The sequence below is a fragment of the Pasteuria ramosa genome (assembly GCF_056496785.1).
This window is the reverse complement of the sequence record NZ_CP143099.1, coordinates 499,650-517,017: the sequence shown is the minus strand read 5'-3', so window position 1 is coordinate 517,017 and position 17,368 is coordinate 499,650. Positions and strand designations below refer to the sequence as shown.

15 protein-coding genes are annotated in these 17,368 nt (G+C 28.8%); 5 read left to right on the top strand and 10 right to left on the bottom strand.

Annotated features, from left to right (window positions below; all coding sequences use genetic code 11):
• Nucleotides 1-28 precede the first annotated feature (28 nt).
• Nucleotides 29-706, bottom strand: a complete 678-nt coding sequence (locus VS182_RS02295; protein ID WP_479484907.1) for a sortase — start codon at nucleotides 704-706, stop codon at nucleotides 29-31.
• A gap of 1,416 nt (nucleotides 707-2,122) precedes the next feature.
• Here VS182_RS02295 and VS182_RS02290 point away from each other — a divergent pair.
• Nucleotides 2,123-2,428 carry a hypothetical protein gene (locus tag VS182_RS02290; RefSeq protein ID WP_479484906.1) on the top strand — a complete coding sequence of 102 codons (306 nt, stop codon included), beginning with the start codon at nucleotides 2,123-2,125 and terminating at the stop codon, nucleotides 2,426-2,428.
• Between the two features lie 157 nt (nucleotides 2,429-2,585).
• Here VS182_RS02290 and VS182_RS02285 read toward each other — a convergent pair whose 3' ends face one another.
• Nucleotides 2,586-3,857 (bottom strand): transposase, encoded by a 1,272-nt coding sequence (locus tag VS182_RS02285; RefSeq protein WP_479492699.1) that lies wholly within the window; start codon nucleotides 3,855-3,857, stop codon nucleotides 2,586-2,588.
• A gap of 165 nt (nucleotides 3,858-4,022) precedes the next feature.
• Between VS182_RS02285 and VS182_RS02280 the strand changes: the two genes are divergently transcribed.
• Entirely contained in the window at nucleotides 4,023-4,397 is a 375-nt protein-coding gene (locus VS182_RS02280; protein WP_479492698.1) for a hypothetical protein, read from the top strand.
• 292 nt (nucleotides 4,398-4,689) lie between these two features.
• On the opposite strand, the gene VS182_RS02275 is transcribed toward VS182_RS02280, so the two are convergent.
• The 3 genes from VS182_RS02275 to VS182_RS02265 form a co-directional block, all read right to left on the bottom strand.
• The gene (locus VS182_RS02275) at nucleotides 4,690-5,235 is read right to left on the bottom strand and encodes a sortase domain-containing protein (protein ID WP_479484903.1); all 546 of its coding nucleotides are present in this window, start codon (nucleotides 5,233-5,235) and stop codon (nucleotides 4,690-4,692) included.
• A gap of 666 nt (nucleotides 5,236-5,901) precedes the next feature.
• A complete protein-coding gene (locus VS182_RS02270; RefSeq protein ID WP_479492697.1) occupies nucleotides 5,902-6,672 on the bottom strand; it encodes a sortase domain-containing protein in 771 nt (256 codons plus the stop codon).
• A 462-nt stretch (nucleotides 6,673-7,134) separates the two neighbouring features.
• Nucleotides 7,135-7,839, bottom strand: coding sequence for a sortase domain-containing protein (locus VS182_RS02265; RefSeq protein ID WP_479484901.1), 705 nt, complete (start codon nucleotides 7,837-7,839; stop codon nucleotides 7,135-7,137).
• 423 nt (nucleotides 7,840-8,262) lie between these two features.
• Between VS182_RS02265 and rpoE the strand changes: the two genes are divergently transcribed.
• Together rpoE and VS182_RS02255 are read left to right on the top strand one after the other, a co-directional pair.
• Nucleotides 8,263-8,787, top strand: coding sequence for a DNA-directed RNA polymerase subunit delta (gene rpoE / locus VS182_RS02260; RefSeq protein WP_479484900.1), 525 nt, complete (start codon nucleotides 8,263-8,265; stop codon nucleotides 8,785-8,787).
• Nucleotides 8,788-9,127: 340 nt separating this feature from the next.
• A complete protein-coding gene (locus VS182_RS02255) occupies nucleotides 9,128-10,747 on the top strand; it encodes a CTP synthase (protein WP_479484899.1) in 1,620 nt (539 codons plus the stop codon).
• Between the two features lie 125 nt (nucleotides 10,748-10,872).
• Here the strand turns inward: VS182_RS02255 and rpmE are convergent, their stop codons facing one another.
• On the bottom strand, nucleotides 10,873-11,082 hold the full coding sequence (gene rpmE / locus VS182_RS02250; protein ID WP_479484898.1) for a 50S ribosomal protein L31: 210 nt from the start codon (nucleotides 11,080-11,082) through the stop codon (nucleotides 10,873-10,875).
• A gap of 101 nt (nucleotides 11,083-11,183) precedes the next feature.
• Nucleotides 11,184-12,086, bottom strand: coding sequence for a LysM peptidoglycan-binding domain-containing M23 family metallopeptidase (locus tag VS182_RS02245; protein ID WP_479492696.1), 903 nt, complete (start codon nucleotides 12,084-12,086; stop codon nucleotides 11,184-11,186).
• A 280-nt stretch (nucleotides 12,087-12,366) separates the two neighbouring features.
• Between VS182_RS02245 and VS182_RS02240 the strand changes: the two genes are divergently transcribed.
• Nucleotides 12,367-13,644 (top strand): hypothetical protein, encoded by a 1,278-nt coding sequence (locus VS182_RS02240; RefSeq protein WP_479492695.1) that lies wholly within the window; start codon nucleotides 12,367-12,369, stop codon nucleotides 13,642-13,644.
• Between the two features lie 574 nt (nucleotides 13,645-14,218).
• Here VS182_RS02240 and glpX read toward each other — a convergent pair.
• The 3 genes from glpX to VS182_RS02225 form a co-directional block, all read right to left on the bottom strand.
• Nucleotides 14,219-15,172, bottom strand: a complete 954-nt coding sequence (gene glpX / locus VS182_RS02235; RefSeq protein ID WP_479484895.1) for a class II fructose-bisphosphatase — start codon at nucleotides 15,170-15,172, stop codon at nucleotides 14,219-14,221.
• A gap of 78 nt (nucleotides 15,173-15,250) precedes the next feature.
• Complete coding sequence (locus VS182_RS02230) at nucleotides 15,251-16,516, bottom strand: hypothetical protein (protein WP_479484894.1); 1,266 nt, start codon at nucleotides 16,514-16,516, stop codon at nucleotides 15,251-15,253.
• Nucleotides 16,517-16,613: 97 nt separating this feature from the next.
• Complete coding sequence (locus VS182_RS02225; protein WP_479492694.1) at nucleotides 16,614-17,258, bottom strand: transaldolase family protein; 645 nt, start codon at nucleotides 17,256-17,258, stop codon at nucleotides 16,614-16,616.
• Nucleotides 17,259-17,368: the final 110 nt, after the last annotated feature.

The following is a 17,368-nucleotide window of genomic DNA, read 5'->3' as shown; positions in this document are numbered from 1 at the left end:
TACGTATTTTAGAAATTATCTATAGCATTCAATCTTTTTTAATCGTATATTTTTCCCAATCACTTCGCGAAACTGATTTTATCTCAATTAATGGTCCGCACATTACATATCTCTGCGGTGCATTACCAGTAAAACCAAAAGGATAGCAAGTGGTTAAGCAAAGTTCAGGCTTAGGCACCGATTTAACTTCTGTAACAGCATCTTTATCTATAATCTTAAGATGTTTAAATTGATATATAAATAAACGATCAGGTTTCATAACAAAAGTAACAATAAAACGCTCACCTATCTTAAAATCCCGAGCTATGCGAAAATGCGTATCCCGATGACCTGACATAATAACCCTTCCTGTTTCACCGGGATAAACCAAAACATCTCTAATCATAAGACCTAAACCTTTTTTCAAACATTGGTCTGATGTACCAAACACATATGGCATTTTTTTATTAAATCTGGGAATATAAAGAAAACCCGAATAACCACAAGGCATGGGCTTTTTACCTACTAAGTGCCTATCGCGCATCTTAGGAGAATCAGCTACGTTAACAGATGGTTTAATAGTCATATCATTTCTCGAAGGATCTATTTGTATCGCCTCATCAGGTACATCTTCTACCTGTGCATTTTCAGAATATAGTTCATAACCAGAATATGCCGCAAAGCCTAACCCTGCAATAACTAATATCCAAGCCAATTTCTCGATCAAACCGAACCATCCTCTCTACAAAAAATAAAAGCAAAATATTTTTTTAAATTTTTCATTAAATTTTTTTGTAAAAGTTTGATAAAAAATTTAAAAAACGAATATCCGAAAAATAAAAACCTAAAATAATTTCTAAATAATATTCTAATGGGAAATTTTAGATATAGCCATGTTTTACTAATTGAAAACTAATGGCAACCATTTTAATATAGGTAAATAATTTTAATATATAAATTAAAAATAATTATTAACAATTTCATAATTTAAATTTTTATATAATTTTTTTATCTTGTATAAAAAACTAAAAGAACTAAAAATGATAAGACTAAAAATCAAATATAAAATAATAATTTAAACCTTAGCAAATAAAATAAATAAACAAACAGAATTTAATTAATAAATAATATCAAAAAAATATTGATCATTTTAAAAAGCATTTTAATTTAACAATTACTTAATTACCTATACTATATAAATAACCCTAATAAAGATAAGTATGTTCAAACAAAAAAAAAAAAATTCTAAGTAAAGATCTTAGTAAATTTAAAGATCAAATATATGACCTAAAAAATATAATTTTAGATTATCCTGTAATTTTAACCTTTATTTTATATTTTTCTTTTTTTCTAAGAATGAAAAAAATGTAAATTATTAAATAGTATAGAATGTGCCCGAAAAGATTACTATAGCCAATTAGTCCAGAAAATAGTCAATCATGGCTATTTTAGAATTTTATAAAAATACTTAAAATCAAAAATAAAGATGAATGTTATATATTGGACTTGTACAGAAATATTAATATAGCCGATTAGTAATGTTGTAATTTAAACACCAAAATAGCCATTACCATAGCTTTTTGTGTATTAAATTAGGTTCTTAAACACTATTTAACATGGGTTATTGTACAAGCTCATTGTTTAATCCATATAAATACTAACTATTTAATAATTCTGATATTTTTAATCAATAATAATATATATTATTATTGATTGCTAACTTATGCCAATAACTAAATTAATATACAATTCTTTTATTATTTGTAGATTTAAATTACATTATATGTCAAGGTATATTATAATAAAACAAGGTTATTTAAATAGATTACAAGATATGTTAATTTTAAAAGATAGATTCTACTGATATATCTTATTAACCAAATATTTAAAAAGAAAGAAGGTAATTTAATCAATGGAACAAAAACAGAGATGCTTATTTATTTTTTTAACATGTTTTTTAGTTTCATAACCCGAGGTCAATGCAAGTCCTACAACTAAAATAAATCAAATGGTTAATAGTGCAGGAAAATCTTGGAGATCCTATAAAGATAATCTAAAAAGTCAAATCAATCCCCTAATGAAAAATCTGGATAAGCTAAAAAATCTACTCCCGACCCAAAGGGCAAATAACAGGGGTATACCATTGAAAGGTGCTAATACACATACATATATAGCGAATCAAACAAATAGTTATAAGTATAGAATAGAAAATATAATTACAGACTTAGAGGCAAAATCAAAGAAGATTGATGAAGATATAGTTAATATAGAAAACCAAAAAATAGACCGAGATACTGTATTTATCCAAGATAAATACAACATGCTGAAGAATAAATCGAAAATATATACGAATATGCTGGATAATATAAAAAAGCTAAAAAAGGAGGGTAAACCCCAAGAGCTTCTTAAGTATCTGTACTTGCCAAAAAAAATAGGACATAATTTTTGATTTTCAAAAATTAACTTGAAAAGTTTATTATAATCTAATTTTGAACATTATTTGTATTATTATAATTAATTTAATTATATTTATTAATGGTCAAAAAACAAACCTAGCCTTTTTAGGTTTTTTACCATATTTATCCTTTTTAATTGTATTTGCAGATTTAGGCTAAATCTTTAAATTGATCACAGTAGGACCTTAGTGCTGCTCTTAATCCTTTTTTTGCACGTGATAAAATAAGCTTCAAAGATATATGCGTAGGAATATCTAAATATGATATTATCTCTTTCAAGTATGAAATGAATATATCAATCATATCTTCTATTCGATCAGCTTCTTTTTTAGCCTGATATTTACGTAATCCCTTTAGGAGATTACCATTACTTGTATGTATAAAATACATTGCTACAAAAATTTGTAAAATTAAGTATCGATCTAAAGCTTTGCTGGATATGACTTGGTAAAATTTTAAAGCAAGATAATTTTTATCTGTTCTAAAATAGGTTTCGATTTCCCATCTGTTCGAATAATAATTTAGAATTTCTTCATTACTTAGCTCCATATCTGTGTAAATAAAAGCTTTTGCTTTATATATATCTTGACTTTCCTTAACGCAAATAAGGGCAACCGCATTGTCGATAAAATTAAGATTACCTTTATATCTATAAACACGATACTTTTGTTTTTTAATTTTAACAAATTTTGTATCTGTATTTTTTATAAAATTTAAAAACATTTTTATTTGATTTTTAATGCCCAAACGAAAAATAACAATATCGATTCTTAATGAACCTATAAAATGAAATCCTTTTTTTAAGCTTGTTTCGATTATATTTTTTGAAATATACCAAGAATCTACGCAAAAATATGCTTTGCGATCTGGCTCAGGCGCACTAGATATGATATTGCAAGAAGTATCCATTTTATTGATTTCTGTTTTATTAGCACGTGTAACTTCTATAGGATAGCTTAAACCATCTGTATGTAACATATCTTGACCAATAGAATGACCATATACACTTCTTTTATCTAGATTAGAATAATGATAACCCAATGCTTGTATAGAGTATTCAGCTGATGATGACGGCTTTGTCTTATGTAATACTGTATCGTCAATTATCAGAAAGTAAGGTTTATTTTTTATCTTAGCTTGATGGATAACTTCTTCATAAGCAACGTTTTTTATGGAGTCACTAAGTATTTTTTCATCCCATTTTGAATTAGTCATCATATGGCTTATAGCTTGACGGCACCTGTTATAAAAGCTTTTTTTATGAATATCTGACAAAGTTCCGTTAAAGTTTTGTAACAACATACCATCAATACTCTGAAAAATATGATTAAAAACAGATGAAGTAAATTGGGATATTAACCCCACTTTACGAAAAAATTTGAACAAATGAGATTTATTTGTTAACCTACAATTAATAGACATTCGCTATCCCACTGTTGTGTTTTGTTTTAACACTTACATTCTAAACAGGTGATAGAGGAATGTCTATTTTTGTTTGTAAAATCGGAAAATATAATATATTTTAAACTTTGAAAATATAATCATATTTTATTATTTTTATTAATAATTTACATTTTTTTGCTTTTTTTGCATGTACAGGAGTATATACAAAATAAGAATCAAGAAGTACTAAAAAAAAAGCAGAAAGCCAAATATCTTAGTGATGATGTAATAAATGCCAAATTTCATTTAGACGGAAGCAATTCTTATAAAAACCGAATCGACGAAGAGGCATTACCAACAATTGAAGAACTCATAGCCAAACAAAGAGCCATAATAGATGAGAAGATCAAAAGCATAAATTCGATTAAGGAAAGTATGGCTATGAATAACCAGAGGGTTGGTATAGAAAAAGATATAGAAAAAAATATCAATATTAGAAAGAAATACTATTCTCCAATCCGAAATACAAGAATTGACAAAACAGATCAAAGCTCAATTAAAAATTACAAAATTAGATGATATAAGCCAAGCTGTTCTGAGAAAAGCTGCCTCCAAAGAATTATCAAATCTAAAGTATCAATTACAAAGATCCAAAGTAAAAGCATGGACTTGTCCAATATACATACTAGATCAAAAATATAAAAAACCTAGTTTTTAAATAATTAAAAACTAGGTTTTTATTTAAATTAAAATAATATAAATACCATGATAAAAAATAATATGATCTCAAAAATTAATAATTATTTTTTTTAAAATATTATTTTTTAAATTCATTTAATAATCGAATTTAAGATAAAAATTATATATAAAATTAATTCCGGGGATGTTTATAAAACATAGGACCTGTAAAAATAATTACATATGGAGCATTTCCGACATAAACAAATGGATAGCAAGTAGTCAAAAAAATAAAACTTCCTTCCTCTTCTAATACCTCTGGTACAACAATGTTATCTCTACCATCTTTAATCTTAGGTTCTATTCTAAAATTATCTATACAATAATAATAAACATATCCATTATAAGTTATAGCCACCGTGTAACATTTATCCAAAATACCCTGTTCAATATCATTATCCATCAAGGTTTTAAGTTCTTTTAAACGCCTAAACTGCGTATCTCGATGACCAGTTATATGAACAAATCCAAGCTCTCCCGGAAAAGACGTAATACCTCCACGGTTACTTAATACAGCTTGTCTATCCATACACGTGTATTCCTCAACATTATCATCTGCATAAACAATTGGATATGACCTATTGATCATTAAAATATTCATATCAGCAATATATGGACAATCTTGTTCCGCTCTATGCTCATCAATATTTTGAAGTGTGTTATCATCTGGTGTGATCAATTTTATGCTGTCTTTATAATAATAAGGTGCGACCTTATTATTATTTGTAACTAAAAATACTTCTTCTTTAGATCCTGATCTTTGTTCATAAATAAGCTTTTGTATATAATAAATAGAAAAAAAACTAAAAAAAACTAATATAAATATTATTATTTTCTCAATCCAATAAATTTTATCTTTATTAATTTAACTACAACCCCTTAACTAAAAATCTAGAATAAAAAATTTATAATAAATAAAGTAATCCTCAAATATAATCCAGTAACTTTAGATTAAATATTTAATCTAAATAAAATATTCCGATAATTAAGATAATATCTAAAAATACAAACCTTATCAAATAAGTCCCGATTGTACTCAACTCCCATATTCAATTATTAGTTTGACCGAAAACTTAATCTAAAGATAGTTTAAGAACCTAAGCGAATGCACTAAAAGCTATTATAATGGCTATTTTTGTGTTTAAATTACATCATTACTCATCAGCTTTATTAACATTTAAGGAAAATTACTACGTAATAATAATGATATAATATTTTGTAAAAAATAGATTAATTAAAACTGTAAAATAAAAAACTACTCCTAAAATGAGCAGTTTTTTATTAAATAAAATATACATAAAATTAAATTAAATATGAATGAAAAATTTAATATGAAAATATAAAATCAAAAACTACTATTTGGATCAAATAAAGGTCCTGTGAAGATAATAACATTTGGCGCATCGCCAAAATAACCAAATGGAAAACAAGTTGTCAAAAATATAAAACTCCGATTAGACATAACAGAATCAGGAATAACAATATTTGGCTTACCATATTTAACTTTAGGTTCTGTCTTGTAACCAGTTATACAATAATGATAAATATTACCTTGATATCTAATCGAAACTGTATAACACTTATTCTTATTACCATCCATACGATCTTTATCAATTTTATCTTTCAATTCTTTAAGATTAGTTAAACTCGTATCACGATGACCTGTAATATGAATAAATCCTTCTTGACCAGGAAAACCGGTAACGCCACCTCTATTACTTAAAACAGATCCCTTATCCATACATTTGTATTCCCAATCATTATCATCTGCATATAAAAGTTTATAAGCACGATTTAAAATAGGAATATTCATTTTAGCAATTTGTGAACAACTCTCTATATTACTACCAGGTGAATTAAGCAGATCTTGCATAGTATTTTTAGATGAATTTAAAATCTTAATATCACTAGAGTTATAATAATTTCTAACAGGATTATTGTTTGATAAAGATATCGGCAATGAACCCTCTACCCGCGATCCAATATTCTGTTCATATAGTAACCTATATATGTAGTAACCGGAAGCTAAAAAACTGATTATCATAACTAAAATAATTACTTTTTCTAAAGGAGAAAAAAATTTTTTTTTAAAATGATATAATCTCTGTGATTTCAATTTTAATATAATCACTCCCCACAATAAGAAACATTTATCAAAAGATATTAATATCCAAAAAAATAAAATTAAGTTTAATTAATTTAAATTAAAAAATAAAAAAGCTAATACTAACTTTATGTATAAAAAATCAAAATATAAATTTAAGATAAATAACTATAGATTAAAAACATCATAAAAGCAGCCTTTATGGAAAAAAATTATAACATTCAAATCATTTAATATCAATATCTTATTATTATAAATCCAAAAATGAATGCTGATAAAAATATAAAAACATATACATTTTTATATATAACAAACACACTTATTAACTTATAAATAAAAAAATATGTTTGTTTGCATTTTATTTATAATATTTTTTAATATTATAAATAAAATGCAATAGATAATATATAAGTGAATAAAATGATAAAAAATAGATCTGATAAACATTTTATAATCAATTACTTTTTTATTTTTTTATTTTTTAAGAATAAAACCCTCGTTACTACTTTTTTTAACTAATTCTAATTTAAAAATAAGTCTATTCGGAGCACGACCTATCATACCAAAGGGATAGCAAGTAGTAACATAAAGCAGTGATTTATTTTCTTTATATGAACGAATAACTTCTGTGCTTTTATGGACTAAAGACACTTCCCGCAACTGATATATATAATCATACCGACTATCATTAAGTACAAAATATTGTCCAATATCTGCTTCTAATTTACCATTAACTTCTTTTACTAATTTGGCAAAACTAGAAAAATGCGTATCACGATGTCCAGAAATAACACTTAATCCCTGCTCACCAGGAAACACGGTGTTTCCACCCCTGTTAATAATAACTGCTCCACGTTCTAAACATTTAGCCTCTGAATGCTCATTAGAAGAATAAAAAATAGGAAATGTCCTCTTTAATTCACGAACCTCTAACTCCAGAACCTTCTTACACTGCGAAAGCCGCTTTTTAAACATACTAAAAGCAGGTACATCATCTTTTATACTTAAAGACATTTTAGGTGACTTATCTTCCAAATTACTAAATAAATAAGGGGAAGGTCGAACAATATTTTCTCCAGATTTTGCAGATTCATCATACAAACGATAACCATAATAAAATGCAATCAAAAATCCAACAAAAATAACTAACCAAGCAAAATACTCTATTACTCGGACCATAAATTAAGGTACCTCCATATAATACTTAATTAAAAATTTTTCATAAAAATCAAACTTATTATTGACAAAATTAAAAAATTAAAACTTATATTTTAAAACTACCCTCCCATAAATAAATCCCCAAGCTAAAATAGTTTGATTTAAAAACCCTAGATATATATTAATATTTTTGCATATATAAATATATATGTTATCTTGATATATATGTTATATTAAAATTAATTATCTTCATTTTCGTTACACGAATTAAAATAAAGAAAACAGCAACTTAATAATAAGCGGTTGACTTATAACCACTAACGTGCGCTAAAATAAACAAAGGTTAGGTTTAAAAAATCAGAGTAATAACAAATTTATTTAAAACAGATCTTAAATAAAAAATAAATTAGCAAAAACTTCTCAAAAAGAAAGGTATGATCGTTTTTGAGTGAAGAAAATAGCTTAAAAATACAAAAATTATCAATTTCAGAAATTGCAATGGTAGATCTGTCATATGAAATTTTAGAAAAAAGAAAAGAACCAATGCAATATCGAGATTTAATGCGTGAAGTAGCCTCACAAAAAAAAATGCAACAAAAAACAATGCATCAATATCTACCACAATTATATACAGAAATCAATATAGATGGGCGATTTGTTTGTGTTGGTAGAGGATTATGGGGATTAAGAAATTGGTATCCAACAGAACAAGCTAGTGATTCTGCAGTAGCAGCAAATGTTAAAGATGATTATTTAGATGATGAGTTAGAGGGTAGTAATTTCGATGAACCTAATAGTTTTATAGAAGGCAACAATTTAGAAAATTTAGAAACACCTTTTTCAGCTATAAATGAAGATGTAGTTTTTGACGACGACGACGAAGACGATGATGACGACGATGAAAAAGATAACGATCTGGAAGATGAAGAAATAGATGATGATGAAAGCGAAAATGATATTGATAAATAAAAATATGCACAAAAAATATTAGATAAATAAAATTTAAACGAATAATCCTAAGCAGAAATCATATTTATTTAAATTTATTTTTCTAAACAATTATGATAAAAATAATCTATCAAAATATTTCTAGGAATATTATAATTAAAAATATATCCATTTATATAATACATATCATTTCTATATCGACACATAATCATTATATATATTGATTATAAAAGAGAATTCACTATTTAGAAATTAATAAATTAAGCCGTTAAATTAATAAGGAAAATATAATCCCAACATGAGATAATGGTTAAAAAGGGGTGAAAAAAGCTGCTTTAAATTTATATGTGCAGCATAGCTAATGAGTATAAAATGGATTTTTGTAACAGGTGGCGTTGTATCTTCCTTGGGAAAAGGCATTACTGCTTCAGCATTAGGTCGTCTATTAAAAAGTCGTGGATTAAAAGTAACCATGCAAAAATGCGATCCTTACATAAATGTAGACCCAGGAACATTGAGCCCCTATCAACATGGTGAAGTATTTGTAACAGATGACGGTGCAGAAACAGATCTTGATCTAGGACACTATGAAAGATTTATAGATAACCACCTAAGTCGGCAAAGCAACGTAACAACAGGCAGTATCTACTCATATGTTATTGAGCAAGAAAGATTGGGAAACTACAATGGAGCAACTGTTCAAGTAATACCTCACGTAACAAATGTTATTAAAGAAAATATTTTACGCGTAGGGAGAGAAAAAAATACCGATGTTGTAATTACAGAAATCGGTGGGACTGTAGGAGATATTGAAAGTTTACCCTTTTTAGAAGCTATTCGACAATTGAAAAATGATGTGGGACGCAAAAATATACTATATATTCACTGTACACTAGTACCTTTTTTAGGAGCAAGCGGAGAACTTAAAACAAAACCTACACAACATAGTGTAAAAGAATTAAGAAGTTTAGGTATCCAACCACAAATAATTGTTTGTAGAACAGAACAAAAGTTACCTCTGGAATTAAAACAAAAAGTAGCTTTATTCTGTGATATAAATGAAAAAGCTGTTATAGAATTACAAAATGCAGAAACCCTCTATGATGTCCCATTATTATTACAAAAAGAAGAATTAGATCGCATTGTCGTCGATCTACTAAATTTAGATGTAAAAGAATCCGATTTAAAAGAATGGCAAGATTTAGTTATAAAGATGAAAGAACAGAAAACAAAAAACAAAAATATTCAAATAGCATTAGTAGGTAAATATATAGCTCTACCAGATGCGTATATAAGTGTAAATGAAGCCCTCCAACACGCTGGATTGCATAATGATATGGAAGTAAAAATTCATTTAGTGGATGCTGAAAAAATATCTTTTAATAATGCAAATGAAAAACTAAAAAATGTCGATGGAATTTTAATACCAGGCGGATTTGGTAATCGAGGTATTGAAGGAAAAATCGCTGCTTGTAATTATGCACGTGTTAATAAAATACCTTTTTTAGGTATTTGCTTAGGAATGCAAGTCGCATGCATCGAAGGAGCTCGACATCTATTAGGATTGAAAGAAGCAAATAGTACAGAAGTAAATCCACATACACCACATCCGATTATAGATCTAATGTTAGAACAAAAAAATATTTCTCAACGCGGCGGTACTATGCGACTGGGTTTGTATCCTTGTATCTTAAAGGAAAATTCAAAAATTAAAAAAATATACAACAAAAAAATGATCGAAGAAAGACATCGACATCGTTATGAATTCAACAACAATTATAAAAAAATTCTAGAAAAAGCCGGATATATTTTTCCTGGTACTTCACCTGATCAAAAATTAGTTGAAATTATTGAATTTAGCCACCATCCATGGTTTATCGGTTGTCAATTTCATCCAGAATTTTTATCGCGATTAAACAGGCCTCACCCATTATTTAAAAATTTCATTAAATCAGCAATAAACTTCCAGAAACAAAAATAAAAATATAATCTATAGAAAATATAATCTATAGAAAATACAATTTATATAAATGAAATTCATAAATAAATAAATTAATAGTATTAAAAAAGTCCCTTGATAAATACAAGGGACTTTTTTAATACTCACTATGATTCTAAATTATAACGCTTACGAAAACGATCTACCCTACCACCACGACTTGTAATGCGTTGCTTATCTGTATAAAAAGGATGACAAGCAGAACAGATATCTGGATTTAACTCAGGTTTCGTCGAACCAACAACAAACTTATTACCACATGAACTACAAGTAACATTAGATTGCAAATAATATTTTGGATGCAAATCTGACTTCATAATATATAACACCTCTATCAAAAAGGATTCCTTTAAATTATAACCAACTTGCGCCGTATATTGTATCTCATAAACAAATTTATCTCCAGTATACCATTAAATCACGCCGGGAGATATATATATGGATTCACCGCTTTACCTTGATCTAAAATTTCAAAATGCAGATGATAACCTGTAGAATCTCCTGTACGCCCCATAAATCCAATTAATTCCCCTGCATTAACATTCTGATTTTTAACAACATTAATATTACTCAAATGCGCATATTGCGTAACAAATCGCTCATTATGCTCAATAGAAACCAGATTGCCATAATCACCCGCATATCCCTGATAAGTAACCCTGCCCGACTTAGCTGCAAAAATAGGTGTATTGTCTAAATTAGGATGCCATATGTCCAACCCTTTATGCATTCTCCCCCAACGTTTACCAAAATTGCTTGTTATAAGACCATTAACTGGCCATAAAAAATCCTGAACTTCATCCGGAAATGTATATGAATTATTATCGAATTCATCAACATCATCTTCGAAATATTTATCTGAAATAGAAAATTCAGAAATGTTAATATAAAAAGGCACAGCCATAGGTGTCCCGACAAGATGTAAATCCGGTTTAGCTAACCAAGGATTCCAATTTAATAATAATTTTTGCGAACATTTATAATAAAAAGCTAATTTTGCCAAACTATCTTCGGCTTGAAAAGACACAAATTTTTTCTTAATCGGAATAACTAAAAAAGACCCTGGCTTTAATAACTTATATGAAGAAACATTGTTTATTTTAGATAGTTCCAAATAATTAATACCATAAAATTTGCCCAAAGAATAAAGAGTATCACCTTTATTTATTAAATGCTTCAATCCTTGGTCATTATTTACATTCGCCAAATAATTATCTTGTGTAATAACAAAATCCATCGACTCCATAGGAGATAATACAAAAGACGAGACATGATTCGATTTAGCATCAACTTTAGAAGTCACAAAACCAAGTAAAACCAAAAATGAATTTAAATAAAAATAAAATTTATTCTTAACAATAATACAACACCCCTTATATTGAAATAAAATATTTAAAATACCAAAGCATATAAAAAACAAAATAATCAAAAAATTTAAATTAATATGAAAGAAATAATAATATACCAAAAAATAGTAAATAAATTTTACATATTATTGAAAAATAAATAAATAAATGATAAAATAAACTAATAACAATAATCAAAATATATAAATACAATTATATTTAAGAAAATATGGACATATAAGGAGATATCGTATTATGAAAAATCAAAATAAAAAATCCAACATTACTATAACAGCTCTAGTATCATGCTTAGCATTTGCAAGTATCTTCCCAATTTATTCATCAACAGCACAAGGTAAAGGTTCGAGAAGAAGTAATACTTCAAGCACTGGATTAAAAAATAAAAATCTGAACCCTGCTGCTAAACCACCAAAGGCTAAAAAAACAACCGCTAAAACAACAAAAACTAAAACAAAAGCTACAAACTCTGATGATAAATCAAAAGATACTAAAACCAATAAGATAAAGGATACACAAACAACTGAGATAAAATCTAAGACTGAAAAATCTAATCAAGCAGAAAAAACTCATAAAGAAGAGAAAGATAGAAATCAAAAACAAGATAATACAAAAGATCCTAACTCTGCTGCTACAACAATACCTACCACAAATGCGGATAAACCACTAGCGGATAATACAAAAACCGCTAACACAACAGCTCCAAAACCTGACGATAAAACAAAAGCTGATAAATCAAAAGATACTAAAACCGATCAGATAAAGGATACACAAACAACTGAGATAAAATCTAATAAAGAAGAAACAGCTCAAACAAAAGGGACAGATAGAAATCAAAAACAAGATAATACAAAAGATCCTAACTCTGCTGCTACAACAATACCTACCACAAATGCGGATAACCCACCAGCGGATAATACAAAAACCGCTAACACAACAGCTCCGAAACCTGACGATAAAACAAAAGCTGATAAATCAAAAGATACTAAAACCGATCAGATAAAGGATACACAAACAACTGAGATAAAATCTAATAAAGAAGAAACAGCTCAAACAAAAGGGACAGATAGAAATCAAAAACAAGATAATACAAAAGATCCTAACTCTGCTGCTACAACAATACCTACCACAAATGCGGATAACCCACCAGCGGATAATACAAAAACCGCTACAGCTATGAACACACCTGAGACAACATCTCTGAAACAAGATGAACAACCCAGCATAATATCTACTATTGCGAATGAAGCTATCGAAGGTGCAATAATACCCGCAGCCGTGAGTGCAGTGACTACCTCATTACTAGATAGAAACACTCATACCCAACCAATGGATAAACAAAATAATCAAACCAAAGATAAGGCTAATGGCAACCCAGTCCAAGCTCAGGAACAAACCATAACTTCACAATCTGATCAAGGAAAGGATGATAGTACCGAAGAAACCAATGTCGATCAAGGCCAAGATAGTGCCGAAGAAACCAATGTCGATCAAGGCCAAGATAGTACCGAATAAACAGACTGATGAAGAAAACAGCAATGAATAAAAAACAAAAATTGAATTCTAAAATTAATAATATTTAAATCATAAAAGATTTAAGTGCAGCACTTTGAATCATAAAAATCGCAAAATATAATTATTAATAATTGATTTATGTATAAATCCTAAATCTAAATCAGACATCATATATATGATGCGTTTGTTTAATAATCTCGGAAAATCTAAATCTATGAATCACAAAACAAAATTTGAAAAAAACAAAAAACAAAAAATGAAAAAAATAGAAATTTAAAATCATCAGATAAAATACCAAATCCAGATATGCTCATCAATACAAAATCTAAAGAGACAAATTTAAAAAAACTCTTCAAGTAAAACGTCAATAATAAATTAAAATTAAACTACAAATTTAAACTTAGCTGCCAATATAGAGAACATAGCCAAAAAAGATACAAAAAAAGATAAAAATTAAGATGTGGCAGGATCTGAAAAATAATCGATCTATTATATAAATATCACACCAATAGTAATATCTATTTTTTAGATATTACTATCATTTATTTTATTTATCCTGAATATTCAGTTTTATTTAGAGTTTTTTATTATCCAAATGGTGTATTCCTTTTATAAAACGCACTGTTTTAGTTTTAACACGCATAACAACAGAAGATGTTTCAACCACACAACCTTTATGACGAACACCTCGCAATAATTCGCCGTCTGTTACACCTGTAGCAGCAAATATAGCGTCATCACCAGAGACCATATCTTCCATGCGCAAAATAGCATGAGGATCCGTAATTCCCATAGATAAACATCGTTGTTCTTGGCTAAAATTATCGAAGATTAAACGTCCTTGTAAATCGCCTCCTAAACAACTAAGAGCGACAGCTCCTAATACACCCTCAGGAGCACCTCCGATGCCTAAAAGTATATCTACATCTGTATCTACAAATCCCGTATGAATAGCTGCTACCACATCGCCATCAGGGATAAGTTTAATACGAGCTCCTGTACCGCGTACCTGAGCAATAAGCTCTCTGTGACGTTCTCTGTTGAGAATAACAACAACTACGTTCTTAACATCTTTACCTTGTGCCTTAGCTACAATATTAATTGTTTTTTCAATCGGATCATCTAAATGAACTTTACCTTTAGCTGCCGGCCCTATAGCTAATTTCTGCATATATATGTCAGGAGCATGCAATAATTTACCCTTTTCCGCAATAGCCACTACAGATATAGCGCTACCTAATCCATTAGCTACAATGTTTGTACCTTCTAAAGGATCTACAGCTATATCAACAGAAGGCCCAACCCCAGCACCAATCTTTTCACCTATATAAAGCATGGGTGCTTTATCACGTTCTCCCTCACCTATAACTACTGTACCATCCAAAGAAATCGTATCAAAAGCCGCTCTCATAGCCTCTGTAGCAGCTGAATCAGCATGATCACAACTACCTTTGCCTAACCAACGAGAGGATGCTACAGCAGCTGCTTCCGTAACTCTAACCAACTCCATAGATAAATTGCGCTCCATTACGTTTGCCTCCTTTATGAAAATAAACTGGAAAATATAAAAAATAGACAAGTTATATGATTATAAGATTATAAAATGTCATTTATAATCGCTTAACTGAGCACCAACTTCGATAAGCTGGGAAATAATACGAGGATAACGTTGTGTAAAAAAACATCCGCCCATAATAAAAGTATCACCGTCTATAGCTAAGGATGCTAATAAAATTGATGAAGCCGTTAAAAAATCTTCAACAGACCAACTAATACCGCCTTTTAAAACAGCTGGTCCTTGAATAATAACTGTTTTACCCTCAACATGAACATTCGAACCTACCAAACGCAAAAAATCAAAAAGCGAGCTAAAGTTTAATTCGATGTTACTCAATATGCTTGTACCATAAGCTATAGAAAGAAAAGAGGCCATAAATGGCATGATATCACTATCGATACCAGGATAAGGGTATGCTTTCAAATCAATAGATTTATAAATAGGAGAAAAGGATACATGTATACCCTCTCCATACTCTCGTAAGTTCACACCCGATTCTTGTAATTTAGATACTAATGCTTCTATATGTTTAAAAATAATAGGTTCTATAAATAGAGACCCATTTGTAATAGCTCCAGCTAAAATATACATAGATGCTTCAAATCGATCAGAAATCGGCGTATGATGACAACCATACAAGTGTGGCATACCTAAAATATGGATGGTATTAGTCCCTGCACCTTTAATACAAGCACCCATACGATTAAGAAAAATAGTTATATCCACAACCTCAGGATCCCTGGCAGCACGTTCAATAATTGTTCTACCTTTAATAGTAACAGAAGCTAAAATTAATTGAATAGTATCAAAAACATTGTAGGAATTAATTTTGATAGATAAATTTTCATCTTCATCATAGTTTATACGCATATTTGTACCTAAATCTATATCTAGAGACAAATTATAAGCTAAACTATATTTATATTTACATAAAGTTAAAAAACCCATATTTTTTACATCTATTTTAATAACATCAGTAAATATTTGTCCTTTACCTAATAAAACTCCTAAACGAAAATCGGTGTAATATTGCAAAGATTTTACCAAACGTAGATTTTTATCTTTAATAGGCCTAGGATCAACAAAAAGACGATCTCCATACCACTTAATAATAGCGCCTAATTCACTTAACCAAGATACCAAAGAACAAATCTCTTCTGAATTTGAAACACCATATAAAACAGATGGTGTTTCTGCTAATAATGTACCAGGAATCATGGCCAGTAAACTTAAACGAGATCCGCCTACCCGAACAGATCCCGTTAAAGGTATTCCACCATGAACACGCCAAGTATTTACTAAAGGACGCCCCAATAGCTTAAACCTCCTCGCCAGTATACACCCCCTTATTTTAGCAGGATGGCTGCGCGCTGATAAAAATCAATAAATATGTAAAAAACAAATTAAAAAATTATTTAATCAGCGAAAAATCATTTTCAAAAGTTTGATATCCTCTTTCGGTTAAAGGATGGTTGAAAAGTTTTAACAACAAATTATATGGTACCGTAACGATATGAGCCCCATATAAAGCAGCCTTTGTTACATGCATAGGCGTTCGAATGCTAGCGGCCAATACACGTGTATGTAAAGAATGAATTGTATATAGTTTAGAAATATCACGAATTAAATTCAATCCATCTAAGTCAATATCATCTAATCGACCAATAAAAGGACTAATAAAATTAGCACCCAAACGAGCAGCTATTAAAGCTTGATTAACAGAAAAAATTAAAGTTAGATTAACGCTAATACCAGATTGAACTAATTTATGTGTAGCCAAAAAACCTTCTTGCGTAGCAGGAACCTTAATTACAATACGCGAGGACAACGCAGAAAAGCGAACTCCCTGCTTGACCATCTCATCTGTCTTACCTACGATACCTACATGCACAGAACCCTCTTTAGAAACTTCGAGGATTTTTTGGATAGATTCTTCTATAGATGATCCTTTATTTTTACGCAAAAGAGTCGGATTAGTAGTAATTCCATCGATAAAACCCAAACTATAAGCCTGGCTTATCTCAGTGACATTAGCAGAATCAATAAATATTCTCATAAATATTTTACTCCTCATCCTACTTCTTTAAATAAAAAATAAATTTGCGAAAATAATTATTTTTTGTTTTTTATTAACTAAAGATATTTAATTATTAAATCATCAAACAA